Source organism: Microbacterium sp. HSID17254 (genome assembly GCF_003989315.1).
Lineage (GTDB): Bacteria > Actinomycetota > Actinomycetes > Actinomycetales > Microbacteriaceae > Microbacterium.
The window spans coordinates 145,249-169,405 of sequence record NZ_RBLT01000005.1 but is presented as its reverse complement, the minus strand read 5'-3'; the positions used below and the strand labels follow the sequence as shown (position 1 = coordinate 169,405).

Genomic DNA, 24,157 nt, shown 5'->3' with positions numbered 1-24,157 from the left:
CGGCCCCCCTCTTCCTGTGGGGCCGGCTCAGACCCCCGACGTGAGGGCGAGCAGCTTCTCCTTCACCTGCCGGCGGAGCACCTTCCCGATCAGCGACTTCGGCAGCTCGTCGACGACGAAGACGCGGCGCGGCACCTTGTACGGGGTGAGGATGCTCCGCGCGTACTCACGGATCGCCTCCACGTCCACATCGGCTCCGGGGTCGACGACGATCGCCGCGACGACCTCCTCGCCCGAGTGGTCGCTGGGCAGTCCGACGACCGCGGCGTCCGCCACCGACGGATGCTGGCGCAGCGCGTTCTCCACCTCGGTCGGGGCGACGTTGAAGCCGCCGGTGATGATGAGCTCCTTGATGCGGTCGACGATGCGGACGAAGCCGGCGTCATCGATCGTGACGATGTCGCCGGTCCGGTACCAGCCGTCGACGAACACGGCCTCGGTCTCCTCGGGCTTGCCGTAGTACCCGGAGAAGACCTGAGGACCCCGCACGATGAGCTCCCCGGCGGAGCCCTCCGACACATCCTCAGTGGGATTCTCCGGATCGACGACGCGGCACTCCGTGCCCGGGAGAGGGAGTCCCACGGTGCCGGGAACCCGGTTGTCGGCGACCGGGTTCGCCATGAGGACGGGCGAGCACTCGCTCAGTCCGTAGCCCTCGACGAGGTAGCCGTGCGTTGCGGCCTCGAACGGGACGACGAGCTCGTGCGGCAGGGCCATGGCCCCGGAGATCGCGACCTCGATGCCGTCGAGGGACACACCCTTGGCGTTGGCGGCGGCGAGAAGCCGGTCGGCGATGGGCGGGACGAGCGGGAGGAACGTCGCCGGATGCTTCTTGACGACGTCGAGCACGAGGTCCGGGTCGAACTTCGGGAACAGCACCAGACGCGCGCCCATCGACATCGCGAAGGTGAGGCAGAGTGTCAGCCCGTACGCATGGAACATCGGCAGCACGGCGTACACGACGCAGCCCTTGCCGCGCTGGATCGACGGCACCCAGGCTTGGGACTGGGCGGCATTGGCGAGGAGGTTGCGGTGAGTGAGGGCGGCGCCCTTCGGTGTGCCGGTCGTGCCGGACGTGTACTGGATGATCGCCAGGTCGTCGGTATCGGGCTGAGGATGCGAGGCGGGGATCGGGGTGCTGGCCACCACCGACTCCCACAGCACGGTGCCGCGGACGCGCTCGGTCAGCGCCGCCCTCGACTCTCTCGCCTTCGCGACCGGCAGCCGGAGGGCGAAGCGGGTGAGGGCCGGCATCGCTCGCGTCACGTCGACCGAGATGAGAGTCGAGACGGCGAGGTCACTCGGGAACTCCTGCACCGTCGCGACGACCTTGTTCCAGACGATCGCGTGCTTGGCGCCGTGGTCCTCGAACTGCTTACGCAGCTCGCGAGGGGTGTAGAGCGGGTTGTGCTCGACCACGACCGCACCGAGACGCAGCACGGCATAGAACGCGACGATGTGCTGCGGGCAGTTCGGCAGGACGATCGCGACGGGATCGCCCGCACGGACGCCGAGATCCCGGAGCCCCGCCGCGGCGCGATCGATCGCCTCCTGCAGCTGCGCGTAGGTGGTCTCCCTGCCGAAGAACTGTAGGGCGGGGGCATCGGGATAGTCCCGCGCCGACGCGGCGACGATGTCCACGAGGGAGCCGCTGACGGGGGCGAGGTCCTCCGGAACGCCGTCGGCGTAGCTGGCGATCCACGGGCGAGGGGGCTGGAACGTGCTCACGCGCCCAGCTTAGGCGGGCCGCGCCGCGCCGAGCGGCGGGCGGCTCGCCAACTAGACTGGGGGCGTGTCTGAAATCACCCCTGATCTTGTGCGCCATCTCGGCGTGCTCGCGCGCATCCAGCTGAACGACGACGAGGTGACGCGGCTCACGGGCCAGCTCGACGCCATCGTCGACAACATCGCCAAGGTGTCCGAGGTCGCGACCGCCGATGTCGCCGCGACGAGCCACCCGATCCCGCTGAGCAATGTGTTCCGTCCCGACGTGATCGGCGAGACGCTCACGCACGAGCAGGTGCTGCAGAACGCCCCGGATCAGGCCGACGGCCGGTTCCGCGTCACCGCGATCCTGGGAGAAGAGCAGTGAGCGACATCATCCGGCTGACCGCGGCGGAGCTCGCCGACAAGCTCGCGACGCGGGAGGTCTCCAGCGTCGAGGCCACGCAGGCGCACCTCGACCGCATCGCCCACGTCGACGGCGACGTCCATGCGTTCCTGCACGTCAACGAGCACGCGCTCGACGCGGCGGCCGAAATCGACGCCCGCCGCGCCGCGGGGGAGGACCTCGGGCCGATCGCCGGTGTCCCGCTCGCGATCAAGGACGTGCTCGTCACGACGGATCAGCCGACCACGAGCGGCTCGCGGATCCTCGAGGGGTACCGCTCGCCGTACGACGCGACGGTCGTGGCCCGATCCCGTGCCGCCGGACTCATCCCGCTCGGCAAGACGAACATGGACGAGTTCGCGATGGGCTCCTCGACGGAGCACTCCGCCTACGGCCCGACCCGCAACCCCTGGGACCTCGACCGGATCCCCGGCGGCTCGGGTGGGGGCTCCGCCGCGGCCGTCGCCGCCTTCGAGGCCCCGCTCGCCCTCGGCTCCGACACCGGCGGATCGATCCGTCAGCCGGCGCACGTGACCGGCACGGTCGGCGTGAAGCCGACCTACGGCGGCGTCAGCCGCTACGGCGCGATCGCACTGGCGTCGAGCCTCGACCAGGTCGGCCCCGTCACCCGCACCGTCCTCGATGCCGGTCTGCTGCACGACGCGATCGGCGGCCACGATCCGAAGGACTCCACGTCGCTTGACGAGCAGTGGCCGTCCTTCGCCGCGGCCGCACGCGAGGGTGCGCGCGGGGACGGCCTCAAGGGCCTCCGTGTCGGCGTCATCCGCGAGCTTCCCGACAGCGGTTTCCAGCCGGGGGTTGCGGCCTCCTTCCGCAGCGCCCTGGCCCTGCTGGAAGCGCAGGGTGCGGAGATCGTCGAGATCGGTGCACCGCACTTCGAGTACGGCGTCGCCGCCTACTACCTGATCCTCCCGGCCGAGGCCTCGAGCAACCTGGCCAAGTTCGACTCGGTCCGCTTCGGTCTCCGGGTCACCCCGGCGGGTAACCCCACGGTGGAGGACGTGATGTCCGCCACGCGCGACGCCGGTTTCGGCGACGAGGTCAAGCGCCGCATCATCCTCGGCACCTACGCGCTGTCGGCGGGATACTACGATGCGTACTACGGCAGCGCGCAGAAGGTCCGCACGCTGATCCAGCAGGACTTCGCCGCGGCCTTCGCCGATGTCGACGTCATCGCCACGCCGTCGGCCCCGACCACGGCCTTCAAGCTCGGCGAGAAGATCGACGACCCGCTGCAGATGTACCTGAACGACATCACGACGATCCCGGCGAACCTCGCCGGCGTCCCCGGCATCTCGATCCCCAGCGGTCTCTCGGACGACGACGGGCTGCCCGTCGGCATCCAGTTCCTCGCGCCGGCGCGGGAGGACGCCCGCCTCTACCGGGTGGGTGCCGCCCTCGAGACGCTGCTCGTGGACTCCTGGGGCGCGCCGCTGCTGTCCCGTGCCCCCCAGCTGGAAGGAGGCGCGCGCTGATGGCCGCCGCCACGCTCATGGACTTCGACAAGGCGCTCGAGCTGTTCGAGCCCGTCCTCGGTTTCGAGGTGCACGTCGAGCTCAACACGAACACGAAGATGTTCTCCGACGCTCCCAACCCCGCGAACGAGGCGTACCACGCGGCGGAGCCGAACACGCTGATCGCCCCGGTCGACCTGGGACTGCCCGGTGCCCTGCCGGTCGTTAACGAGACGGCCATCCGCTCGTCGATCAGCCTCGGCCTCGCGCTCGGCTGCTCAATCGCGGAGTCCAGCCGGTTCGCCCGGAAGAACTACTTCTACCCGGACCTGGGCAAGAACTACCAGATCTCCCAGTACGACGAGCCGATCGCCTTCGAGGGGTCGGTCGAGGTGGAGCTCGAGGACGGCACCATGGTGACGATCCCGATCGAGCGCGCGCACATGGAGGAGGACGCCGGCAAGCTCACGCACATGGGCGGCTCGACCGGCCGGATCCAGGGCGCCGAGTACTCGCTCGTCGACTACAACCGCGCCGGCGTCCCGCTCGTCGAGATCGTGACGAAGACGATCTTCGGCACTGATCACCGGGCTCCCGAGGTCGCCAAGGCGTACGTCGCCGCCATCCGCGACATCGTCCGCGGACTCGGCATCTCCGAGGCTCGGCTGGAGCGCGGCAACCTGCGGTGCGACGCCAATGTCTCGCTCCGTCGTCGGGGTGAGGAGAAGCTCGGCACGCGCACGGAGACGAAGAACGTCAACTCCATGCGATCCGTGGAGCGCGCGGTGCGGTACGAGATCCAGCGTCAGGCGCAGATCCTCGCCGACGGCGGCACCATCATCCAGGAGACCCGGCACTGGCACGAGGACACCGGGACCACCTCTCCCGGACGGCCGAAGTCGGACGCCGACGACTACCGGTACTTCCCCGAGCCGGATCTGCTTCCGGTGCAGCCGCCGCGCGAGCTGATCGAGGAGCTGCGCGCCGCCCTGCCCGAGCAGCCCGTCGCCCGTCGACACCGGCTCATGGACGAGTGGGGCTTCACCCCGCTGGAGTTCCAGGACGTGCGCAACGGCGGTCTGCTCGATGTCGTCGAGGCCACGATCGCCGCCGGGGCCACGCCGGCCGCGGCACGGAAGTGGTGGACGGGGGAGATCACCCGCCTCGCCAATGCGCAGGAGAAGGACGCGGTCGACCTCGTCAGCCCGGAGAACGTCGCGGCGCTGCAGCAGCTCGTCGACGCCGGGACGCTGACCGACAAGCTCGCACGCCAGGTGCTGGAGGGCGTGATCGCCGGTGAGGGCACGCCGCAGGAGGTCGTCGACGCACGCGGTCTCGCCGTGGTCTCGGACGACGGTGCGCTCATCGCGGCGATCGACGAGGCTCTCGCCGCACAGCCCGATGTGATGGCCAAGATCCAGGACGGCAAGGTCCAGGCCGCGGGTGCCATCATCGGTGCGGTCATGAAGGCCATGAAGGGCCAGGCCGACGCCGCCCGCGTCCGCGAACTCATCCTCGAGCGCGCCGCGCAGTGATTCTCGCCCCTGGGCCTCCATGTCGGAGGCCCAGGGGACAATGGATTCATGGGACACGGTGATGGCAGAGGCCGCATGGTGTCCTCGGCCGATGCCGACGACTCCGGTACGCGCATCCTCCACGTCGACATGGACGCGTTCTATGCGGCCGTCGAAGTGCTGGACGACCCGAGTCTCCGCGGACTGCCGCTGATCATCGGGGCTCCGGATGGCCGCTCCGTGGTCTCCAGCGCCTCCTACGAGGCACGGCGCTACGGCGTGCGCTCCGCGATGCCCGTGTCGCAGGCCGTGCGGCTGTGCCCGACGGCACGGATCGTCCCGCCGCACTTCCACCGGTACCAAGAGGTCTCGCGGCAGGTGATGGCGATCTTCGAGTCGTTCACGCCGCTCGTGGAGCCGCTGTCGGTGGACGAGGCGTTCCTCGACGTACAGGGTGTGCGCCGGCTCTGGGGGAGCCCCGCCCGGATCGCGGCCCAGATCCGTGAGCGCGTCCTCGCCGAGGTCGGCATCACGTGCAGCGTGGGCGTGGCCGCGACCAAGCATGTGGCGAAGATGGCGTCGACGATGGCCAAGCCGGACGGGATGCTCGTGGTCGCGGAACACGACACTCTCGCCTTCCTCGCGCCGCGCCCCGTGCGAGCGCTGTGGGGCGTGGGGCCGAAGGCGGCGGAGGCCCTGGAGGCCCGCGGCCTCCGCACGATCGGCGACCTCCGCACCGCATCGCCCGAGATGCTGGACCGCGCCGTGGGGCCGGCGCTGAGCGCGAGGCTCGCGCAGCTGGCGCGGGGGGAGGACGCGCGTGCGGTCGACACGGAGCGCGTGGAGAAGAGCATCGGACACGAGGAGACCTTCGACCACGACGTCGCGGATCGTGCCTTCCTCCGCGCGGAGCTGCTGCGGCTGGCCGATCGCGTGGGCGCGCGCCTGCGCCGGGCCGGGTGGGAGACCTCCACGGTCGCGATCAAGATCCGCTTCGACGACTTCCGGACCGTCACCCGCTCCCAGACGTTGCCGGAGCCGACCGCGGTCGGCCAGCGCATCGGCGAGGCGGCCCAGAGCCTGTTCGCGCTCATCGAGCGCAGTGATCCGGTCCGCCTCGTGGGCGTCCGGGCGGAGAACCTCCGGCCGGCGGGAGGTGGCGCGCTGGCGCTGTGGGACGAGGACGAGGACTGGCGCAAGGTCGAAGGGGCCGTCGACGAGGCCATGGCGCGGTTCGGTTCGGCGACGATCAGCAGGGCGCGCCACATCGGACGCGGTGAAGGACGGGGCGCCGCGCGGCATCCGAAGGACCACGGCGTCGATTGACCGCGCGCCGCAGGCCGCCGTCGGCTACCGTGGGAACATGCCGAACATTGCACTGGAACTCGGGAATCAGGTCGCGTCCTTCGGCGTGAAGAGCGCGTACGGAGAACCGCAGGAGATCGATGGCGTCACCGTCACTCCGGTGGCGTTCACCTACGCGGGCTTCGGCGGAGCCAGCGGGGACGGCGGAGAAGGCGGCGGAGGTGGCGGCGTCTCGGTGCCGGTGGGCGTCTACGTCCGGCGCGAGGAGGGCCTGCGCTTCGAGCCGAACATCGTGACGCTCCTCGTCGTGGCCGTGCCCTTCGTCTGGGTCGCCGGTCGGGCCCTCACGCGCATCATCCGTGCCCTCAAGAAGTGACGATGCGGTCGCAGCGGCGCTCTCGCACGCGGCGACGCTGATCGCGGAAGACGTCCGCGCACTCGCGGCCTCCAACCCCGTCGTGCTGATCGACGGGGGGAGCGGCGCAGGCAAGACCTCTCTGGCCGCGCGCGTGGCGCGAGCCTGGCCGGTCACCGGACGCGTGCAGGTCATCGCGTTGGACTCCCTCTATCCCGGCTGGGACGGCCTCGACGACGGGGCGGAGCGCGCGCTCGAGGGCATCCTCCGTCCCCACGGACGCGGGCTTCTCGGGGCGTGGCGTCGCTGGGACTGGGAGCACGGCGAGGAGGCGGAGACCCACGCCGTCGATCCGGCCCTCGGCGTCATCGTCGAGGGCAGCGGGATCCTGCGACCCTCGACGGCACGCCTGGCCGACATCCGGATCTGGGTGGAGTCCGGCGAGTCATCGCGGAAGGCCCGTGCGCTGGCGCGGGATGGAGACACCTACCGCCCGCACTGGGACCGGTGGGCGGCGCAGGAGCGCCGTCACCTCGAGCGAGACCGTCCGAGGGAACTCGCCACTCGCGTGATCGAGGTCCCCTGATTCCGCTCAGCGGAGGGCGTCGGCGTCGCTCTCGTCGACGGCCTCGATGAGCAGCTCGAGACGGTATCCCAGCCAGTCGTAGACGGCCTGGCCGTCACCGCCGACGTCGGGTTCGTCGTCGGTGATGCCGAGCCGCGTGGCGATGACGAGCCGGATGGCGGTGAGGGTGCGGAGCCACGCGTCCACGTCCTCGCGCCGTACGAGGACGTCGCGGGGAACGCGGGCGCCCTCATCGGTCACCTCGGCGTCGGGGTCGAACACCTGCAGCGCCGTGCGCATGACCCGCGCATCGTGCAGCCGTCGGTCCAGGAGGTCCGCGCGGGTTGCCGAGGCGAACGCCGCCGCGGCGTCGTCGTCGTCCGGATAGGCGTTCGGCGTCAACCGGGCCACGCCCGGGTCATCGCCTTCGGAATCCCGGAGCAGGTCCATGAAGTCATCGACGAGCCGGGCCAGGTGCATGCCCTCGATCGTGGCGACCGAGGCGGTGATCGGTGGGGTGTTCATGCGGCCTTCCTGACGGTGGCCCAGAGCCCGTAGTCGTGCATCGCCTGCGCGTGCACCTCCATGGTCTCGCGGGGTCCGGTGGCGACGATCGCGTGTCCGTCGTGGTGGACGGCGAGCATGAGGCGGGTGGCATGCTCGCGGGTGTAGCCGAAGTAGATGCGGAAGACGCGGACGACGTAGCTCATCAGATTCACCGGATCGTTCCACACGACGACCTCCCAGGGCTCCAGGGGCGCAGCGGAGAGATCGGTGGCTTCATCGATCTCGGGAAGAGCAGTCGACACGGTCAGGCCCATCCGAGCTCGTGCAGGTGGGCGTCGTCGATGCCATGGTAGTGCGCGATCTCGTGGACGAGGGTGGTGTGGATCTCGTCGCGGAGTTCGTCGATGTCCTCACACTGCGCGAGATGCGGTTCCCGGTAGACGATGATGCGATCGGGCAGCTCACCCATCCCGTACTGCGTGCGCTCCGGCAACGCGAGGCCGTCGTACAGGCCGAGCAGATCGAGGCTGCCGTCCTCGGGACGATCCTCCACCACGAAGACGACGTTCTCGAGCTGCTCGACCATCTCGTCGGGCAGCTGGTCGAGTTCGTCGATCACGAGGGCCTCGAAGGCCGCGGCGTCCATGTCCATCCCCTCCAGCCTACGGGGACGACGACGGGTTCCTCAGTGCAGGAGGACGAGCAGCGCCGCGACGCCGATGAAGAGGCTTCCGAACACGGTGTTGAGGATCCGCTGGCCGTGCGGAGAGCGGGTGAGGCGCCGGAAGGGGCGTGCGGCCGTGGCGAAGAATCCCCACATGACGAGCACGTCGACGACCACGACGGTCGCGACGAGGGCCAGGTACTGGGGGAGCGGAGGCTGGTCCAGCCGGATGAACTGCGGGATGAACGCGAGGAAGAAGACGATCGCCTTGGGATTCAGCAGGTTGACCCAGAAGCCTCGGCGCATCATCGACCAGTGGCTCTCCCGGGCATCCACGGGATCCGGCGCGTCATCGAGCGCCGGAGCGGGGCGGGTCAGGATCAAACGGATGCCGAGGTACACCAGGTAGGCGGCGCCGGCGTATCGGATGAGGTTGAACAGGACGTCCGAGCGCGAGACGAGGAGCCCGACGCCGGCAGCCACGATCACGACATGCACGATGAGCGCGATCTGCTGGCCGATGATTCCCCAGATCGAGCGCTTCCAGCCCTGCGTGAGGGAGTTGGACATCGTGTTGATCGCGCCGGCCCCCGGCGTGAAGCTGATCACCACGGATGCGGTGAGAAGAGAGAACCAGACCGCCAGTGACACCAGGACAGTCTAGGGCCCGCGTGAGAGGCGAAGAGGCTCGGACCGAACCGGTCCGAGCCTCTTCGAGCTGGGGTGAGTAACGGGGCTTGAACCCGCGACCTCCTGGACCACAACCAGGCGCTCTACCAACTGAGCTATACCCACCATGCGCCCGTCGAAACAGGCAACCCCACGAGTCTATTACATGTTCGGGGCGAACTCCGACACCGTGCGCGCGGCGATCTCCTTGGCGTCGTCGCTGGAAGGGCCCGGCTCGTCCACGAAGACGGCCTCCCGGTAGTAGCGGAGCTCGCGGATCGACTCCAGGATGTCGGCCAGCGCGCGGTGGCCCCCGTCCTTCGCCGGAGCCTGGAAGAACACGCGGGGGTACCAGCGGCGGGAGAGCTCCTTGATGCTGGAGACATCGACGTTGCGGTAGTGGAGCCACTGGTCGACCTGAGGCATGTACTTCGCGAGGAACATCCGGTCGGTGCCGATCGTGTTGCCGGCGAGAGGGGCGCGGCGCTCGAGGGGGACGAAGCGGCGGATGTACGCCAGCGTCTGCTCCTCCGCCTCCTCGAGGGTGACTCCGTGCGGGATCTCGTCGATGAGCCCCGAGGTCTCGTGCATGGCGGTGACGAAGTCGTTCATGTTCGCGAGCGCGTCCGCGCTCGGACGGATGACGACCTGGAATCCGGGGTCGAGCGGACGGAGCTCGAAGTCGGTGACCACCACCGCGATCTCGACGAGCTCGTCGACGGCGAGATCGAGCCCCGTCATCTCGCAGTCGATCCAGACGAGGCGGTCGTTCTCCGAAGCAGTCACCATGTCGCCATCCTATCGACGGCCCCGACATCGACCCGCGGGGCGCGGTACGGTAGAGACGTCCGCCTCCGTAGCTCAGGGGATAGAGCAGGAGCCTTCTAATCTCTTGGTCGCAGGTTCGAATCCTGCCGGGGGCGCCACTGATCGCCGTCAGATCGACGGGTCTCAGCAGTGCCGCAGCGCGTCGACCGCGTCGTCTGCGCGCCAGAACTCGCCGATCAGCCGGAAGCCGCCCGTCGCCAGATGGAGCCGCTCCGCGCGGTAGCGGACGCCGAGGGGATCGGCCACCGCGCGGAGGTGACCGAGGACATGCTCGCGGCTGTCCTGGACACGCCACAGGTGATCGGCGGCACGGACGAGGTGCTCTCGACGGGACGCGAGCGGCGGGGCTGCAAGCGGGACTCCGGGAGCGGGGGTCGAGGTGGTGGTGGCGGTCATGGTCTCTCCTTCCATGGCTCGAACATACGACCGGCCACCGACATTCGTCCGGGTGTCGATATCCGGCGGTGACCGGGCCACTTCTGCACAACGCACCGCCGCTCGAGCCCGTCCACGGATCACGCGATCGCGCCCTCGCGCACCCGTCGGCGCGGTGCACGCTGGAGGTCATCCGGCCGCCGAGCCGGCACCGAGAGGACGAACACATGATCGACACCGTGACCATCGTGGGCAGAGTCGCGACGGACCCCACCCCCGGGCGGACGAGCGCCGGAGTGCCCGTCACGAACTTCCGGCTGGCGAGCACGCACCGGCGCTTCGACCCGGCGAGCGGGACCTGGGTGGATGCGGGGACCAACTGGTTCTCGATCGCCGCCTTCCGACGGCTGGCGGAGCACGCGCGGGCATCGCTGCGGGTGGGCGACAGCGTCATCGTCTCCGGGCGACTCCGGGTGCGCCCGTGGGAGAGCAACGGCAAGCAGGGGACGAGCGTCGACATCGACGCGGACACCATCGGACACGATCTGCGGTGGGGGACCACGGCATATCGGCCGAGCTCCCGGCCGTCATCCGGGGAGGCGGGGGAGAGCGCTGATCTCTCGACGGTGGATGACGAGGCGCACGACGCGTGGGATCAGCCTGCAGAGACCGAGGCGGCCTAGACTCTGCTCGTGCTCAGATCGGTCCTCCCGTCCCGCGCTGCGGCGCTCGTGCTCGTCGCCGGTGTCTCGGCCGCCGTCCTCGCCGGATGCGCGCCGGAGCCCACGGCGACGCCGACTCCCACGGCGACAGCCACCGCTGATCCGACGCCGTCCGCCGCTCCTGCTCTGGTGCCGGACGGGAGCGCCGAGGACAACCTCCCCGTCTTCACGGCGGTGGCGGAGCAGGTCTGGGGGACGGAGCAACGCGGGGAGGGGCGCGCGTACGTCGACGGTCTCGTCGCGGCGGGATTCGATCGGGACGCCATGCAGCTCACGCCGGACCAGTCCACGGTCGGGAACCCGGCGGAGAGCATCCAGTTCTCGGTCCGCTGGGGCGAGGAGGAGTGCCTGATCGGACAGGTCGGTCCGTCCACCGGTGCCGTCGTGACCACGGTCATGCCCCAGCTCGCCGGCGGGCGGTGCCTGGTGGGCGCGACGCGGCCGATCGACTGGTGACTCGCGTACACAGATAAGCCCACTCGCGGCCGGTAGGCTGGAGTGTCGATCTTCGACGCCAACAGAAGGAGCGGTTTTCGGTGGCTGAGTACATCTACTCCATGGTTCGTGCCCGCAAGGCGGTGGGTGAGAAGCTCATCCTGGACGACGTCACGATGGCGTTCCTGCCGGGCGCGAAGATCGGCATGGTCGGCCCCAACGGCGCCGGAAAGTCGACGATCCTCAAGATCATGGCCGGGCTCGACACCCCGTCCAACGGTGAGGCCAAGCTCTCGCCGGGGTACTCCGTCGGCATCCTCATGCAGGAGCCGGAGCTCGACGAGTCGAAGACGGTCCTCGAGAACATCCAGGACGGCATCGCCATCAAGGCCAAGGTCGACCGGTTCAACGAGATCTCCGCGCTGATGGCCGATCCGGACGCCGACTTCGACGCGCTCCTCGCGGAGATGGGGACGCTGCAGGAGGAGATCGACGCGGCGGACGGCTGGGACCTCGATTCCCAGCTCGAGCAGGCGATGGACGCCCTCCGCACCCCGCCCGGCGACGCGGCCATCGCTCCGCTCTCCGGTGGTGAGAAGCGCCGTGTGGCGCTGGCCAAGCTGCTGCTGCAGAAGCCCGACCTGCTGCTCCTCGACGAGCCCACCAACCACCTCGACGCGGAGAGCGTGCTCTGGCTCGAGCAGCACCTCCAGTCGTACAAGGGCGCCGTGATCGCCATCACCCACGACCGGTACTTCCTCGACCACGTGGCCGAGTGGATCGCCGAGGTCGACCGCGGACGCCTCATCGGCTACGAGGGCAACTACTCGACGTACTTGGAGAAGAAGGCGGAGCGCCTCGACATCCAGGGCAAGAAGGATGCCAAGCTCGCCAAGCGCCTGAAGGACGAGCTCGACTGGGTCCGCTCCAGCGCGAAGGGCCGTCAGACGAAGTCGAAGGCGCGTCTGGCACGGTACGAGGAGATGGCGGCCGAGGCGGAGCGCACCAGGAAGCTGGACTTCGAGGAGATCCAGATCCCCGCCGGTCCTCGACTCGGCAACGTCGTCATCGAGGCCAAGAACCTCAAGAAGGGCTTCGACGGCCGCTCGCTCATCGACGGCCTGAGCTTCAGCCTCCCGCCGAACGGCATCGTCGGCGTCATCGGCCCGAACGGCGTCGGAAAGACGACCCTGTTCAAGACCATCGTCGGGCTGGAGCCGCTGGACGGCGGCGACCTCAAGATCGGCGAGACCGTCAAGATCAGCTACGTCGACCAGTCGCGGTCGTCGATCGACCCGAACAAGACCCTGTGGGAGGTCGTCTCCGACGGCCTGGACTTCATCACGGTGGGCAAGACCGAGATCCCGTCCCGTGCCTACGTTTCGAAGTTCGGGTTCAAGGGCCCGGACCAGCAGAAGAAGGCCGGCGTGCTCTCCGGTGGTGAGCGCAACCGTCTGAACCTCGCGCTCACCCTCAAGGAGGGTGGCAACCTGCTCCTCCTCGACGAGCCGACCAACGACCTCGACGTCGAGACGCTGAGCTCCCTGGAGAACGCGCTGCTCGAGTTCCCCGGCTGTGCGGTGGTCATCACCCACGACCGGTGGTTCCTCGACCGGATCGCGACGCACATCCTCGCCTACGAGGGCACGGACGAGAAGCCCGACCAGTGGTACTGGTTCGAGGGCAACTTCGAGGCCTACGAGCAGAACAAGATCGAGCGTCTCGGCCCGGATGCGGCGAAGCCCCACCGGTCGACGCACCGCAAGCTCACCCGCGACTGAGGCGGCCATGAGCACCGACTCGCCGGGTTCCCGCCTGCACATCCCGATCCACCTCCGTTGGGGCGATCTGGATGCGTTCAACCACGTCAACAACACCTCGATGCTCAAGCTGCTCGAGGAGGCGCGCGTCCGCGCGTTCTGGCGTGCGGGACCCGGCGAGGAGGCGCCGTCCACCGCCGTCCTCGACTCCGGGATCGAGGAGGGCATCCTGACGCTCATCGCGCGGCAGGAGATCGAGTACCTCGCTCCGGTTCCGTACCAGCGGCGCCCGCTCGAGGTGCAGATGTGGTTCGGGAAGCTCGGCGGGTCCAGCGTCGAGGTCTGCTACGAGGTGCACAACGACCCGGCCGCCGAGCCGCGTGAGCTCTACGCGCGATCCACGGCCATCATCGTGCTCGTCGACGCGGGAACGGGACGGCCGACACGCCTGACAGCGGAGATGCGCGAGGCGTGGGAGCCGTACGTCGGTCCCTCCATCGAGTACGCACACCGCTGAGCGCAGCGTCAGCGATCCTCGGGAACCCGGATCATGATCTCCTGAGCGACGCTCGCCACGAGCGTGCCCTCTCGGGTGTACACGCGCCCCGTGGCCAGACCGCGACCGCCGCGGGCGCTCGGCGACTCCTGCACATAGAGGAGCCACTCGTCCACGCGCGCCGGGCGGTGCCACCACATCGCGTGGTCCAGGCTCGCGACCTTCAGGCCGGGAAGTGACCAGGAGACACCGTGAGCGCGCAGGATCGACTCCTGGATCGTCATGTCGCTGAGGTAGGCCAGGGCGGCCCGGTGCAGCCGCTGGTCGTCGGGGAGCGGGGCGCGCAGTCGCATCCACACCGCCTGCCGGGGGACCCGTTCGTCATCGTTCGGAAGGTAGAGGGGGGAGTCGACGTGCCGGATGTCCGCCGCACGCTCGCTCAGCATGCGTCGCGCACCTCCGGCGAGTCCGGGCACACGGTCCTCATCGGGGGCGAGGTCTTCCGGGACGGGCACACCGGCGGGCATGGGCTCCGCGTGCTCCACCCCGGGGTCGGCATCCTGGAACGAGGCGATCATCGAGAAGATCGGCACGCCGTTCTGGTACGCCTGGGTGCGGCGAGTGGAGAATGAACGTCCGTCGTGGATCCGGTCGACGGCGATGGTGATCCCCTGGCTCGCATCGCCGGGACGGAGGAAGTAGCCGTGCATCGAGTGGACGGCGCGGTCCTCCGGCAGCGTGCGCTCGGCGGCCACGAGGGTCTGCGCGAGCACCTGTCCGCCGTAGATGCGGCCGCTCGGCATCGGGTGCGACGAGCCCGTGAAGATGTCCTCGGTGGTCCGCGCCTGGGTGGCGTCGAGGTCGAGGACGTCGAGAAGACGCTCCACGGTCTGGATGGCGTGCTCGTCGGCGCTCATGTGTTCCCCTCCGCGGCCCGGGGTCGCCGCTCGTTGGTAGTTTAGAACGCGTGACACCTCAGCTCCTGCTCGCCGATCCGGACACGGCGAAGGATGTCCTCACGTTCACGGGCCGCGCGGCCCGGGTGTCCGACGAGGGTGTGCGTCTCCAGGCTCATCAGGGCGTCCTGGCGCTCACCACGGCGGTCCTCGCGCCTCAGGGGCTCTTCGATCAGACGCCGACGATCCTTGCCATGCGCATCGTCCGTGCCGACCCGGAACTCGAGTGCGACCTCGTGATCGACGCCCTGAGGTCGACGGACGACCCGCAGCGCCTCGCTCTGCCGGAGACCGCTCTCTCGCCCGCGTGGGCCGGTGTCGCGCCCCCACGACAGGGGTGGGCGCTGGAGTCGACCCTTCCCGCCTCCGTCATCGCGCAGCGCGCGCAGTGGGGCATCTCCGCGGTCGCGCACGGCGCGGGACCGGGATCCGGCGAAGAGGCGGTGCGTGCGCTCCGCGCGTCGATCTGGGGCGAGCCTGACGACGACTTCGGCGGCCTGCCGCGCGGCGTCGCTTTCGCGGCCGACGCGCTCGGCTTCATCTCCGGCGAAGAGGACGTGCCCGTGACGCGTTCCGGTCGTTGGACGCGGCTCGCGTTCCGCCGCGGCCACGTGCTCGCCCGCGGTCCCGTGGCCTCCGGGCTGACCGGCGTGCGAGCCACCGGCACCCGCGCCTGACGGGACCACGGGACCGGCGGGCAGCTCCGGATCAGCCGAGGGCAGCCGCTGCGAGTCCGGCCTGACGGCCGGAGAACAGGCACCCGCCGAGGAACGTGCCCTCCAGGGCTCGGTAGCCGTGCGCGCCTCCGCCGCCGAAGCCGCTGGCCTCGCCCGCGGCGAAGAGACCGGGAATCGGCGCGCCGCTTCCATCCAGGGCGCGACCGTCGAGATCCGTGTTGATCCCCCCGAGGGACTTCCTGGTGAGCACGTGCAGCTTGACGGCGATCAGCGGCCCGGCGGCGGGGTCCTGGAGCCGATGCGGGGCCGCGGTGCGGATGAGCTTGTCCCCGCGATAGGCCCGCATCGAGCGCAGCATGCCGATCTGCGGGTCCTTGCTGAAGTCGTTGGCCATCTCCCGGTCGCGGGCGACCACCTCGCGGCGCACGGCCTCGATGTCCAGGAGCTCGCCCCCGGGGTGGGCCGCCATCTGCTCCAGCAAGGACTCCAGGTCGTTCTCGACGATGAAGTCCTCGCCCTCGTCGAGGAACGACTGCACGGGTCCGGTCGGCCCTTTCGCGAGGCGGGACTTGAGGAGCAGCGCCACGTCCTTGCCGGTGAGATCCGGGTTCTGCTCGCTGCCGGACAGCGCGAACTCCTTCTCCACGATCTGCCGCGAGGTCACGAACCAGGAGTGGTCGTGGCCCGTCCGCCGCAGGTACTCGAGCGTGCCGAGGGTGTCGAAGCCGGGGAAGAGCGGAACGGGGAGCCGGTGTCCGGTCGCGTCGAGCCACAGCGACGAGGGGCCGGGCAGGATGCGGATGCCGTGCTGCGGCCACACCGGGTCCCAGTTGGTGATGCCTTCCACGTAGTGCCACATCCGGTCGCCGTTGATGAGGCGGGCTCCGGCGGCGGCGCTCACGCTCTGCATCGAGCCGTCGACATAGGCGGGCACGCCGGAGAGCATGTGCGCCGGGGGAGTGCCGAGGCGCGAGGGCCAGGCCGCGCGGACGAGGTCATGGTTTCCGCCGATGCCCCCGGAGGCCACGATCGTCGCCGTCGCGTCGATCTCGAACGCGCCGATCACGTCTCGGGACGAGGGGACGCCCCGGGCGGCACCGTCCGACGCCAGCACGCTCCCGCGGGCACCGGTCACGCGCCCGCCGGTGAGGACGAGTTCCTCGACGCGGTGTCGGGCGAGGACGGTGAGCCGTCCCTCGCGCTCTCCTTGCTCGACGGCGGCCGCGAACGGGGTGACGATCCCCGGCCCGGTGCCCCAGGTGATGTGGAAGCGAGGGACCGAGTTCCCCGGACCGAGGGCGCCGTAGCCGCCCCGCTCGGCCCAGCCGACCACAGGGAAGAAGCCGACGCCGCGGGCGCGGAGCCACGAGCGCTTCTCGCCGGCCGCGAACTGCAGATAGGCCTCTGCCCAGCGCCGGGGCCACTCGTCCTCGGGGCGGTCGAACCCGGCGGTGCCGAACCAGTCCTGGGTCGCGAGCTCGAGCGAGTCGGTGATGCCGAGGCGGCGCTGTTCCGGAGAGTCCACGAGGAACAGCCCGCCGAAGGACCACCACGCCTGCCCGCCCAGGTTCGTCCGCGGTTCCTGGTCCACGATGACGACCCGACGTCCGGCCTCGAGGGCTTCCGCGGCGGCGACGAGACCGGCCAACCCCCAACCGATCACCAGGACGTCTGCGGTCGGGGGTGTGGTCGTCATGGGGTCTCCGTTGATTCCTGACGGGAGCGGGTCTCCAGGGTCGTGCGCCCCTGGGGTGCCGTGCCGATGCCGGACGGCTCGAATGTGTTCACCATGGCATAGGCGGCGCGCTCCAGGTAGTCCCAGAGAGTGGTTTCGTGCAACGGGGACAACTGCGCCTCGTCCACGGCCGTGCGCATATGACGAAGCCAACGATCCCGGGCGTCGGGGTCGACCCGGAAGGGCATGTGACGCATCCGCAGGCGGGGATGGCCGCGGGTCTCGCCGTAGGTGCTCGGGCCGCCCCAGTACTGCTCGAGGAACAGGAGCAGGCGCTCCTCGGCCGGACCGAGGTCATCCTCCGGATACATCGGCTTGAGCACGGGGTCGAGGGCCACTTCGCGATAGAACACCGAGACGATCTTCGCGAACGTCTCGCGCCCGCCGACCTCGTCGTAGAACGTCACTTGTCTGCACTCCCGTCGCCGCCGGTGTTCTTCTTGCGCCGCCAGATGCCGCGATCCGGGATCACGGGCACCCCGGTGACGGCGTTGGGGCGCGTCTTCGGCGGGTTGGCGCCCCGGACGCGGCGCGCACCCTCCAATCCGGTGGGCACGACGTCCGCGAGACGCGGCACGTCGATCTCCTTCTCCAGCAGAGCGGCTCGGAGGCGACGTCGGAGCTCCTGCGCCACGTCATCTCGCGCGTTCGCCCTGGTCTTGATGACGGCGCGCACCACGAGGGCGTCGCCGTCCACCGACTCCAGGCCCCACAGCTCCGGCTTCTCCACGATGCGGGTGCGCCACTTCGGGTCCTTCGCCAGGCCCTGCGCCGTCTCCAGCAGGATGTGCTCGACCTGTTCGAGGTCGGAATCGGGTGCCACACCGATGTCGACGATCGCGCGCGCCCAGCCCTGCGACATGTTCCCGATCCGGGTCACTTCGCCGTTGCGCACGTACCAGAGGGTCCCGTTCACGTCCCGCACCTGGGTCACGCGCACACTGACGTACTCGACGACGCCGCTCGCCAGCCCGAGGTCGACGACGTCGCCGATGCCGATCTGGTCCTCGGCGACGAGGAAGATGCCGTTCAGCACGTCTTTGACGATGTTCTGGGCACCGAAACCGAGGCCGGCACCGACCGCCGCCGTGAGAAGGGTGAGCGATCCGAGGAGAGCATTGTCGATCGCGTTGACGATGAGGATGATCGCGATGATCACGAGCATCACGTTGACGATGTTCTGCAGGATGGTGCCGAGTGTGCGTGTGCGTTGGACCAGTCGCATGTCGGCCAGCGGGGAGCGTTCGAGTGCCTGGGTGTCGTCGACGGCGGCCTTGTTCTTGGCGGTGTCGACGATGCGGTGCACGACCCGCCTGATCACCCGGCGCAGTACGAGCGCGATGAGGACGCAGGCGCCGATGATCAGGGCGATCTGCAGGAGCTTGCCGCCGACCGTGGTCAGCAGCGTGAGCATGTCCTCCACCCATGGGGGGAGCTCGGTCGGCGTCGGCGTGGGGGTCGTCTCAGCGGAAATCAGCATCGTCTCGATGGTACCGAGAGGGCCTCTGCGCCGGCTGGAAGAGCGGCGGCAGAGGCCCGTGTCGGTGTCGGCGGTGGAGGGTCAGTCCTCGGCGTCGCGGGACTGCGCGGCGAGGGCGCGCTCCACGTCCGCGAGGTTCTCCAGCACGAGACGGCGCAGAGCGGGCGGCGCGTCCTGGTGCTCGGAGAGCCAGCCCCGCGTCGCGTCGCGCAGCGCGACGTCGGCGAGAGCGGTGGGAAAGAGCCCGACGATCAGGTACTGCGCGATCTGGTAGGTCCGCGACTCCCACACCGGCAGGAGCATGTCGAAGTACTGCGGCACGAAGGCGCCCAGCACCTCCGCACCCGCCGGGTGGACGAAGCCGAGCGCCGCCGAGCGGACGATCGTGTTCGGGGCGTCGTCGCGCGCGATCAGCGCATCCCAGGCCTCCTGCTTCGCGGCCGCGTCCGGAAGAGCGGCCCGCGCCTGCGCGGCGAACTCCGCACCCTTCGCGGTGTTGTCGGCGGCGAGCGCGGCGTCGATGGCCCCGGCGTCGGTCGCACCGATCGTCGCGAGGCCGACGAGCAGCTGCCAGCTCAGGTCGGCGTCCACGTCGAGCCCGGGGAGAGTCTCCTCACCCGAGCGCAGACGCCCGACGATGCCGGCGTGCTCCGGCGTCACCAGGTTGTTCGCGAAGGCGGTGACGAACTGGAGCTGGCTGTCGCTGCCGGCCTCCGCCGACTCGGCGAGTGCCCAGAGGCCATCCGCCACCTTCAGCCGTGCCGCTTCGCGCTCCGCCGGGGCGACGTACAGGGTCGCGGCCGTGCGCAGCTGCGCGAGGGTGGTGCGGACCGTGGTGGACTCGGTCTCCCGGCCGATGTTGCCGAGAACGAGGTCGATGTAGTCGGACGCCGCCGTCTCCGCGTCGCGGGTCTGGTCCCAGGCTGCTCCCCAGACGAGCGAGCGGGCGAGGGGATCGTGGATGTCGGCGAGGTGGGCGATCGCGGTCGCGAGCGACTTCTCGTCGAGACGGATCTTCGCGTACGCGAGGTCGTCGTCGTTGAGGAGGATGAGGTCGGGACGGTCGAGGCCCTGGAGCTCGGGGACCTCGGTGCGGTCGCCGTCCACGTCGACCTCGATGTGATGGGTGCGCGTGAGCGCGTCGTCCTGCAGCGAGTAGAAGCCGATGCCGAGACGGTGCGGACGGATGGTCGGGTAGTCGGCCGGAGCCGTCTGGGTGATGGCGAAGCGCGAGATCCTGCCGTTGTCGTCCTCGGCCACGACGGGCTCCAGGGTGTTCACACCGGCCGTCTCCAGCCACTTCTTCGACCAGGTGCCGAGATCGCGGCCGCTCGTGGCCTCCAGCTCCGTCAGGAGGTCGCTGAGCTCGGTGTTGCCCCAGGAGTGCTTCTGGAAGTACTGCGAGACACCGGCGAAGAACGCCTCGATGCCGACCCACGCGGCGAGCTGCTTGAGGACCGAGCCGCCCTTGGCGTAGGTGATGCCGTCGAAGTTGACCTGCACGTCCTCGAGGTCGTTGATCTCGGCGACGATCGGGTGCGTGGAGGGGAGCTGGTCCTGGCGGTAGGCCCAGGTCTTCTCCATCGCGTTGAAGGTGGTCCAGGCCTCGGTCCACTCGGTCGCCTCGGCCGTCGCGATGGTGGACGCCCACTCCGCGAACGACTCGTTGAGCCAGAGGTCGTTCCACCACTTCATGGTGACGAGATCGCCGAACCACATGTGGGCGAGCTCGTGCAGGATCGTCACGACGCGACGCTCCTTGACGGCGTCGGTGACCTTGCTGCGGAAGACATACGTCTCGGTGAACGTCACCGCTCCCGCGTTCTCCATCGCGCCGGCGTTGAACTCGGGCACGAAGAGCTGGTCGTACTTGGCGAACGGGTACGGCACGCCGAACTTCGACTCGAAGTAGGCGAAGCCCTCACGGGTCTTGTCGAAGATGTAGTCGGCGTCCAGGTGCTGCCAGAGGCTCTTGCGTCCGTAGACGCCGAGCGGGATCACGCGGCCCGATGCGCTGGTGAGCTCCGAGAAGGTGGCCTCGTACGGTCCGGCGACGAGGGCCGTGATGTAGGAGGAGATCCGGGGCGTGGGCTCGAAGCCCCAGGTGGCCGAGACCCCGTCGTCGTGGACGATGGGCTCCGGGGTGGGGGAGTTGGAGACGACCTTCCACTCCGCGGGGGCGGTCACCGTGAACTGGAAGGTGGCCTTGAGATCGGGCTGCTCGAAGACGGCGAACACGCGACGGGAGTCGGGCACCTCGAACTGCGAGTAGAGGTACACCTCGCCGTCCACAGGGTCGACGAAGCGGTGCAGGCCCTCGCCGGTGTTGGTGTACAGACAGTCGGCGTCGACGACGAGGACGTTCTCCTCCTGCAGCCCGGCGAGTGCGATCCGGGAGTCGGCGAAGACCTCGCGGGGGTCGAGCTGCTCTCCGTTGAGCGAGATCTCGCGCACGTCGCGGGCGATGAGGTCGATGAAGGTGAAGCTGTCGGGGGACGCGGAGAAGCGCACGACGCTCCGAGAGCCGAAGACCTCGGCGCCCTTGGTCAGATCGAGGGCGACCTCATAGGAGTGCGTGTCGACGACGTCGCGGCGCTCCTGCGCTTCGATTCGGGTGAGGTTCTCTCCAGGCAAAGCTGTACTCCCAGGGGTGAGGGGATGTAACCGGGGGTCGGCGCAGTTGGCGCCGACGGCAACCATGACAGCCTACGCCAGAGCGACGCGCGCGCCGTCGATCCTCACGAACCGGGGATAGTCACGGTCGTGCGGACGCTCGTCGTCCGCGGAGGTGGGAAGATGGAGGGGTGACCGCGATCGAGCCGAATGTCGTTCCCTTTGCCTCGCCCGCCGCTGCCGGCGGCGACCCCTATGTGACCACGCCCGTCGCCTACGACGCCATCCTCTTGGCGAGCTTCGGCGGCCCGGAGGGCCAGGAGGACGTGATCCCCTTCCTCCGGAACGTGACGCGTGGTCGGGGCATCCCGGACGAGCGGCTGGAGGAGGTCGCGCACCACTACCGTCACTTCGGCGGCGTGAGCCCGATCAACGGCCAGAACCGCGTGCTCAAGGAGGCGCTGGAGAAGGCGCTCGTGGCCCGGGGGATCGACCTCCCGGTGTACTGGGGCAACCGCAACTGGGGTCCGTACCTCGAGGACGTGCTCCCCGAGGCGTCCGCCAACGGCCACACCACCCTCCTCGCCTTCGCAACGAGCGCGTACAGTTCGTTCTCCAGTTGCCGCCAGTACCGCGAGGACTTCGCCCGCGTGCTGACCGACACCGGCCTCGGCGAGACGGTCACCATCGACAAGATCCGCCCCTTCTACGACCACCCCGGCTTCGTCGAGGCCTTCGAGGCGGGCGTGCGGGAGTCGGTGCAGGGCTACCTCGACCAGGGCTTCGCGCCGACCGAGATCCAGGTCCTCTTCTCCACGCACAGCATCCCGACCGCCGACGCCGAGCGCTCCGGCGCCCGCGACATCGACTGGGGCGAGGGCGGGGCCTACGCCGCCCAGCACCTCGCCGTGTCGGAATGGACGATGGAGCAGGTGCGGGCCGCCGTCCCGGGAGCCGCCGACGTGCCCTGGGAGCTGGTCTACCAGTCTCGTTCCGGCCCCGCGTCGCAGCCCTGGCTGGAGCCCGACGTCTGCGACGTGATCGCGGAGCTCCCGGCGCGCGGTCGCAAGGCGGTCATCGTGGTCCCCGTCGGCTTCATGAGCGACCACATGGAGGTCCTCTGGGATCTCGACACCGAGGCCGCCGAGGCCGCGGAGGAGGCGGGCCTCGCCTTCGTCCGCACGCCGACGCCCGGTGTCCGCGAGGCTTTCGTCGAGGGCATCGTCGACCTCATCGAGGAGCGCCTGCAGGGTCGCCCGAACGCGGAGCGTCCGCACGTCACTGATCTGCCCGGTGCGTTCGACGTCTGCCGTCCCGGGTGCTGCGAGAACGTGCGCGCGGGGTTCAAGCCCGCGGCTGCCGGCATCGCCCCCTGAGTCGCGGACGGAGCGGATCCTAGGATGGAGAACATGCGCATCCACATCGCCACCGATCACGCCGGACTCGAGTTCTCGACCCGGCTGCAGGAGCATCTCCGCGCCGCGGGGCACGAGGTGATCGACCACGGTCCGGTGGAGTACGACGCGCTCGACGACTACCCGGCCTTCTGCATCCGGGCGGCGCAGGCCGTCGTCGTCGATCAGGCGACAGGGGTGCCGGCGCTCGGGGTCGTCTTCGGGGGCTCGGGCAACGGCGAGCAGATCGCCGCGAACAAGGTCGCCGGGGTCCGCGCAGCGCTCGTCTGGAACCTCTCCACGGCCGAGCTCGCGCGGGAGCACAACGACGCGAACGTCATCTCCATCGGAGCTCGTCAGCACACCTACGACGAGGTCACGGCGTTCATCGACCGGTTCATCGCCACGCCGTTCTCCGGCGACGAGCGGCACGTCCGGCGCATCGGACAGATCGCCGACTTCGAGCGCGACGGCTCGCTCCTCCCGGACCCCCGAGCCTGACATGCCCGAGGGACATTCCGTCCACCGCATCGCGCGGCAGTTCGATCGCAACTTCGTCGGCAAGACGATGAGCGCCTCCAGCCCGCAGGGACGCTTCGCCGAGGGCGCCGCGGTGCTCGACGGACGCCAGGCCGTGAGCGTGCAGGCCGTGGGCAAGCAGATGTTCCTCGAGGCGGAGGGTGACCTCTGGCTGCGCGTGCATCTCGGTCTCTACGGTGCCTGGGATTTCGCGGGGGAGATCCTCGTCGACCCCACCATCGCGTCGGCCAACGGCAGGATGGGCCAGACCAATCAGCGCGGCACCACTCTCGACGAGGCGATCCTCGACGACGCGGGGGAGAACTCCCTCGCATCGATCGGGGCGCCGCGGCGCGCCAGGGTCCACGTGCGGATGTCCGAGCAGACCAAGGGGCTGACCGACGAGGTCGACGAATGGCCGCCGCCCGTGGTGGGTCAGGTGCGGCTGCGCCTCATGACCGACATCACGGTGGCCGACCTGCGCGGTCCCACCGCCTGCGTGTTGCAGACTCCCGAGGAGATGCTGGCGACGGTGGCCAAGCTCGGTCCCGATCCGCTCGTCGGCGATCCGGCGGAGAACGAGGAGCGGTTCGTCCGCGCCGTGCGGAAGAAGCCGACCCCGATCGCGCTGCTGCTGATGGACCAGGCGGTCGTCAGCGGCATCGGCAACGTGTACCGCGCCGAGATGCTCTACCGGCAGCGGCTGAACCCGCACACGCCCGGCCGCGACGTCCCGGAGGATGTCGTCAGGGCGCTCTGGCATGACTGGGTGCGATTGCTGGCCATCGGCGTGGAGACGGGTCAGATGATGACCATGGACGGGCTGTCCCCCGAGCAGTACCGCGCCGCGATGGCGAGCCGCGACGATCGTCACTGGGTCTACCACCGGGCCGGCCTGCCGTGCCGGGTCTGCGGGACCGAGATCGCGCTGGAGGAGATCGGCGCCCGCAAGCTGTACTGGTGCCCGCGCTGTCAGGCCTGAGGGCGGGATCCCCGGGGCTCC

26 protein-coding genes and 2 tRNA genes are annotated in these 24,157 nt (G+C 69.6%); 15 read left to right on the top strand and 13 right to left on the bottom strand.

Features of this window, described 5'->3' with window-relative positions; translation table 11 throughout:
* Window positions 1-27: 27 nt before the first annotated feature.
* Window positions 28-1,728 carry a long-chain-fatty-acid--CoA ligase gene (locus D8M34_RS04255; RefSeq protein WP_126893251.1) on the bottom strand — a complete coding sequence of 567 codons (1,701 nt, stop codon included), beginning with the start codon at window positions 1,726-1,728 and terminating at the stop codon, window positions 28-30.
* 64 nt (window positions 1,729-1,792) lie between these two features.
* Between D8M34_RS04255 and gatC the strand changes: the two genes are divergently transcribed.
* From gatC to D8M34_RS04225, 6 genes are read left to right on the top strand one after another with little or no spacing between them, the layout of a single operon-like run.
* A complete protein-coding gene (gatC, locus tag D8M34_RS04250; RefSeq protein WP_126893250.1) occupies window positions 1,793-2,092 on the top strand; it encodes an Asp-tRNA(Asn)/Glu-tRNA(Gln) amidotransferase subunit GatC in 300 nt (99 codons plus the stop codon).
* Entirely contained in the window at window positions 2,089-3,606 is a 1,518-nt protein-coding gene (gene gatA / locus D8M34_RS04245; protein ID WP_126893249.1) for an Asp-tRNA(Asn)/Glu-tRNA(Gln) amidotransferase subunit GatA, read from the top strand. The genes gatC and gatA overlap by 4 nt, the downstream gene beginning before the upstream one ends.
* On the top strand, window positions 3,606-5,120 hold the full coding sequence (gene gatB / locus D8M34_RS04240; protein WP_126893248.1) for an Asp-tRNA(Asn)/Glu-tRNA(Gln) amidotransferase subunit GatB: 1,515 nt from the start codon (window positions 3,606-3,608) through the stop codon (window positions 5,118-5,120). Before gatA ends, gatB begins: the two co-directional genes overlap by 1 nt.
* A 48-nt stretch (window positions 5,121-5,168) precedes the next feature.
* Window positions 5,169-6,425: a DNA polymerase IV gene (locus tag D8M34_RS04235; RefSeq protein ID WP_126893247.1), complete on the top strand. Its 1,257-nt coding sequence runs from the start codon at window positions 5,169-5,171 to the stop codon at window positions 6,423-6,425.
* A 37-nt stretch (window positions 6,426-6,462) separates the two neighbouring features.
* Window positions 6,463-6,780 (top strand): hypothetical protein, encoded by a 318-nt coding sequence (locus D8M34_RS04230; protein WP_060922768.1) that lies wholly within the window; start codon window positions 6,463-6,465, stop codon window positions 6,778-6,780.
* A complete protein-coding gene (locus D8M34_RS04225) occupies window positions 6,764-7,345 on the top strand; it encodes an aminobenzoate synthetase (RefSeq protein WP_062634657.1) in 582 nt (193 codons plus the stop codon). Before D8M34_RS04230 ends, D8M34_RS04225 begins: the two co-directional genes overlap by 17 nt.
* A gap of 6 nt (window positions 7,346-7,351) precedes the next feature.
* On the opposite strand, the gene D8M34_RS04220 is transcribed toward D8M34_RS04225, so the two are convergent.
* From D8M34_RS04220 to orn, 6 genes are all read right to left on the bottom strand, one after another.
* Complete coding sequence (locus tag D8M34_RS04220) at window positions 7,352-7,849, bottom strand: DUF2017 family protein (RefSeq protein ID WP_126893246.1); 498 nt, start codon at window positions 7,847-7,849, stop codon at window positions 7,352-7,354.
* Window positions 7,846-8,145, bottom strand: coding sequence for an ATP-dependent Clp protease adapter ClpS (gene clpS, locus D8M34_RS04215; RefSeq protein ID WP_126893245.1), 300 nt, complete (start codon window positions 8,143-8,145; stop codon window positions 7,846-7,848). The genes D8M34_RS04220 and clpS overlap by 4 nt, the downstream gene beginning before the upstream one ends.
* Window positions 8,136-8,483, bottom strand: a complete 348-nt coding sequence (locus D8M34_RS04210; protein WP_126893244.1) for a metallopeptidase family protein — start codon at window positions 8,481-8,483, stop codon at window positions 8,136-8,138. Before D8M34_RS04210 ends, clpS begins: the two co-directional genes overlap by 10 nt.
* A 33-nt stretch (window positions 8,484-8,516) precedes the next feature.
* Window positions 8,517-9,146, bottom strand: a complete 630-nt coding sequence (locus D8M34_RS04205; protein WP_085607447.1) for a LysE family transporter — start codon at window positions 9,144-9,146, stop codon at window positions 8,517-8,519.
* A gap of 68 nt (window positions 9,147-9,214) precedes the next feature.
* Window positions 9,215-9,290, bottom strand: a tRNA-His gene (locus tag D8M34_RS04200).
* Between the two features lie 36 nt (window positions 9,291-9,326).
* Window positions 9,327-9,953, bottom strand: coding sequence for an oligoribonuclease (orn, locus tag D8M34_RS04195; RefSeq protein WP_025103387.1), 627 nt, complete (start codon window positions 9,951-9,953; stop codon window positions 9,327-9,329).
* A gap of 61 nt (window positions 9,954-10,014) precedes the next feature.
* On the opposite strand from orn, the gene D8M34_RS04190 reads away from it, so the two are divergent.
* Window positions 10,015-10,090 (top strand) — tRNA-Arg (locus D8M34_RS04190).
* A 25-nt stretch (window positions 10,091-10,115) separates the two neighbouring features.
* Here the strand turns inward: D8M34_RS04190 and D8M34_RS04185 are convergent.
* Window positions 10,116-10,388 (bottom strand): hypothetical protein, encoded by a 273-nt coding sequence (locus D8M34_RS04185; RefSeq protein ID WP_025103388.1) that lies wholly within the window; start codon window positions 10,386-10,388, stop codon window positions 10,116-10,118.
* A gap of 206 nt (window positions 10,389-10,594) precedes the next feature.
* On the opposite strand from D8M34_RS04185, the gene D8M34_RS04180 reads away from it, so the two are divergent.
* The 4 genes from D8M34_RS04180 (at window position 10,595) to D8M34_RS04165 (ending at window position 13,801) form a co-directional block, all read left to right on the top strand.
* Window positions 10,595-11,050 (top strand): single-stranded DNA-binding protein, encoded by a 456-nt coding sequence (locus tag D8M34_RS04180; protein WP_025103389.1) that lies wholly within the window; start codon window positions 10,595-10,597, stop codon window positions 11,048-11,050.
* Between the two features lie 9 nt (window positions 11,051-11,059).
* Window positions 11,060-11,545, top strand: a complete 486-nt coding sequence (locus D8M34_RS19340) for a DUF6993 domain-containing protein (RefSeq protein ID WP_025103390.1) — start codon at window positions 11,060-11,062, stop codon at window positions 11,543-11,545.
* A gap of 80 nt (window positions 11,546-11,625) precedes the next feature.
* Window positions 11,626-13,305, top strand: a complete 1,680-nt coding sequence (gene ettA, locus D8M34_RS04170; RefSeq protein WP_025103391.1) for an energy-dependent translational throttle protein EttA — start codon at window positions 11,626-11,628, stop codon at window positions 13,303-13,305.
* 7 nt (window positions 13,306-13,312) lie between these two features.
* A complete protein-coding gene (locus D8M34_RS04165; protein WP_025103392.1) occupies window positions 13,313-13,801 on the top strand; it encodes an acyl-CoA thioesterase in 489 nt (162 codons plus the stop codon).
* A gap of 8 nt (window positions 13,802-13,809) precedes the next feature.
* Here the strand turns inward: D8M34_RS04165 and D8M34_RS04160 are convergent, their stop codons facing one another.
* Window positions 13,810-14,697 (bottom strand): acyl-CoA thioesterase, encoded by an 888-nt coding sequence (locus D8M34_RS04160; protein ID WP_025103393.1) that lies wholly within the window; start codon window positions 14,695-14,697, stop codon window positions 13,810-13,812.
* Between the two features lie 50 nt (window positions 14,698-14,747).
* Between D8M34_RS04160 and D8M34_RS04155 the strand changes: the two genes are divergently transcribed.
* The gene (locus tag D8M34_RS04155) at window positions 14,748-15,413 is read left to right on the top strand and encodes a hypothetical protein (RefSeq protein WP_126893243.1); all 666 of its coding nucleotides are present in this window, start codon (window positions 14,748-14,750) and stop codon (window positions 15,411-15,413) included.
* 31 nt (window positions 15,414-15,444) lie between these two features.
* On the opposite strand, the gene D8M34_RS04150 is transcribed toward D8M34_RS04155, so the two are convergent.
* The 4 genes from D8M34_RS04150 to pepN form a co-directional block, all read right to left on the bottom strand.
* Complete coding sequence (locus D8M34_RS04150) at window positions 15,445-17,109, bottom strand: FAD-binding dehydrogenase (protein ID WP_126893242.1); 1,665 nt, start codon at window positions 17,107-17,109, stop codon at window positions 15,445-15,447.
* Entirely contained in the window at window positions 17,106-17,555 is a 450-nt protein-coding gene (locus tag D8M34_RS04145) for a globin (RefSeq protein ID WP_085607453.1), read from the bottom strand. The genes D8M34_RS04150 and D8M34_RS04145 overlap by 4 nt, the downstream gene beginning before the upstream one ends.
* Entirely contained in the window at window positions 17,552-18,628 is a 1,077-nt protein-coding gene (locus tag D8M34_RS04140; RefSeq protein WP_025103397.1) for a mechanosensitive ion channel family protein, read from the bottom strand. Before D8M34_RS04140 ends, D8M34_RS04145 begins: the two co-directional genes overlap by 4 nt.
* A gap of 81 nt (window positions 18,629-18,709) precedes the next feature.
* Window positions 18,710-21,262, bottom strand: coding sequence for an aminopeptidase N (pepN, locus tag D8M34_RS04135; RefSeq protein WP_126893241.1), 2,553 nt, complete (start codon window positions 21,260-21,262; stop codon window positions 18,710-18,712).
* A 170-nt stretch (window positions 21,263-21,432) separates the two neighbouring features.
* Between pepN and D8M34_RS04130 the strand changes: the two genes are divergently transcribed.
* Genes D8M34_RS04130 through D8M34_RS04120 form a run of 3 tightly spaced genes read left to right on the top strand, consistent with a single transcriptional unit; the run spans window position 21,433 to window position 24,136 of the window.
* The gene (locus tag D8M34_RS04130) at window positions 21,433-22,617 is read left to right on the top strand and encodes a ferrochelatase (protein ID WP_025103399.1); all 1,185 of its coding nucleotides are present in this window, start codon (window positions 21,433-21,435) and stop codon (window positions 22,615-22,617) included.
* A gap of 33 nt (window positions 22,618-22,650) precedes the next feature.
* On the top strand, window positions 22,651-23,136 hold the full coding sequence (locus D8M34_RS04125) for a ribose-5-phosphate isomerase (protein ID WP_060922011.1): 486 nt from the start codon (window positions 22,651-22,653) through the stop codon (window positions 23,134-23,136).
* A 1-nt stretch (window position 23,137) separates the two neighbouring features.
* Window positions 23,138-24,136: an Fpg/Nei family DNA glycosylase gene (locus D8M34_RS04120; RefSeq protein WP_025103401.1), complete on the top strand. Its 999-nt coding sequence runs from the start codon at window positions 23,138-23,140 to the stop codon at window positions 24,134-24,136.
* The last annotated feature ends 21 nt before the right edge of the window (window positions 24,137-24,157 follow it).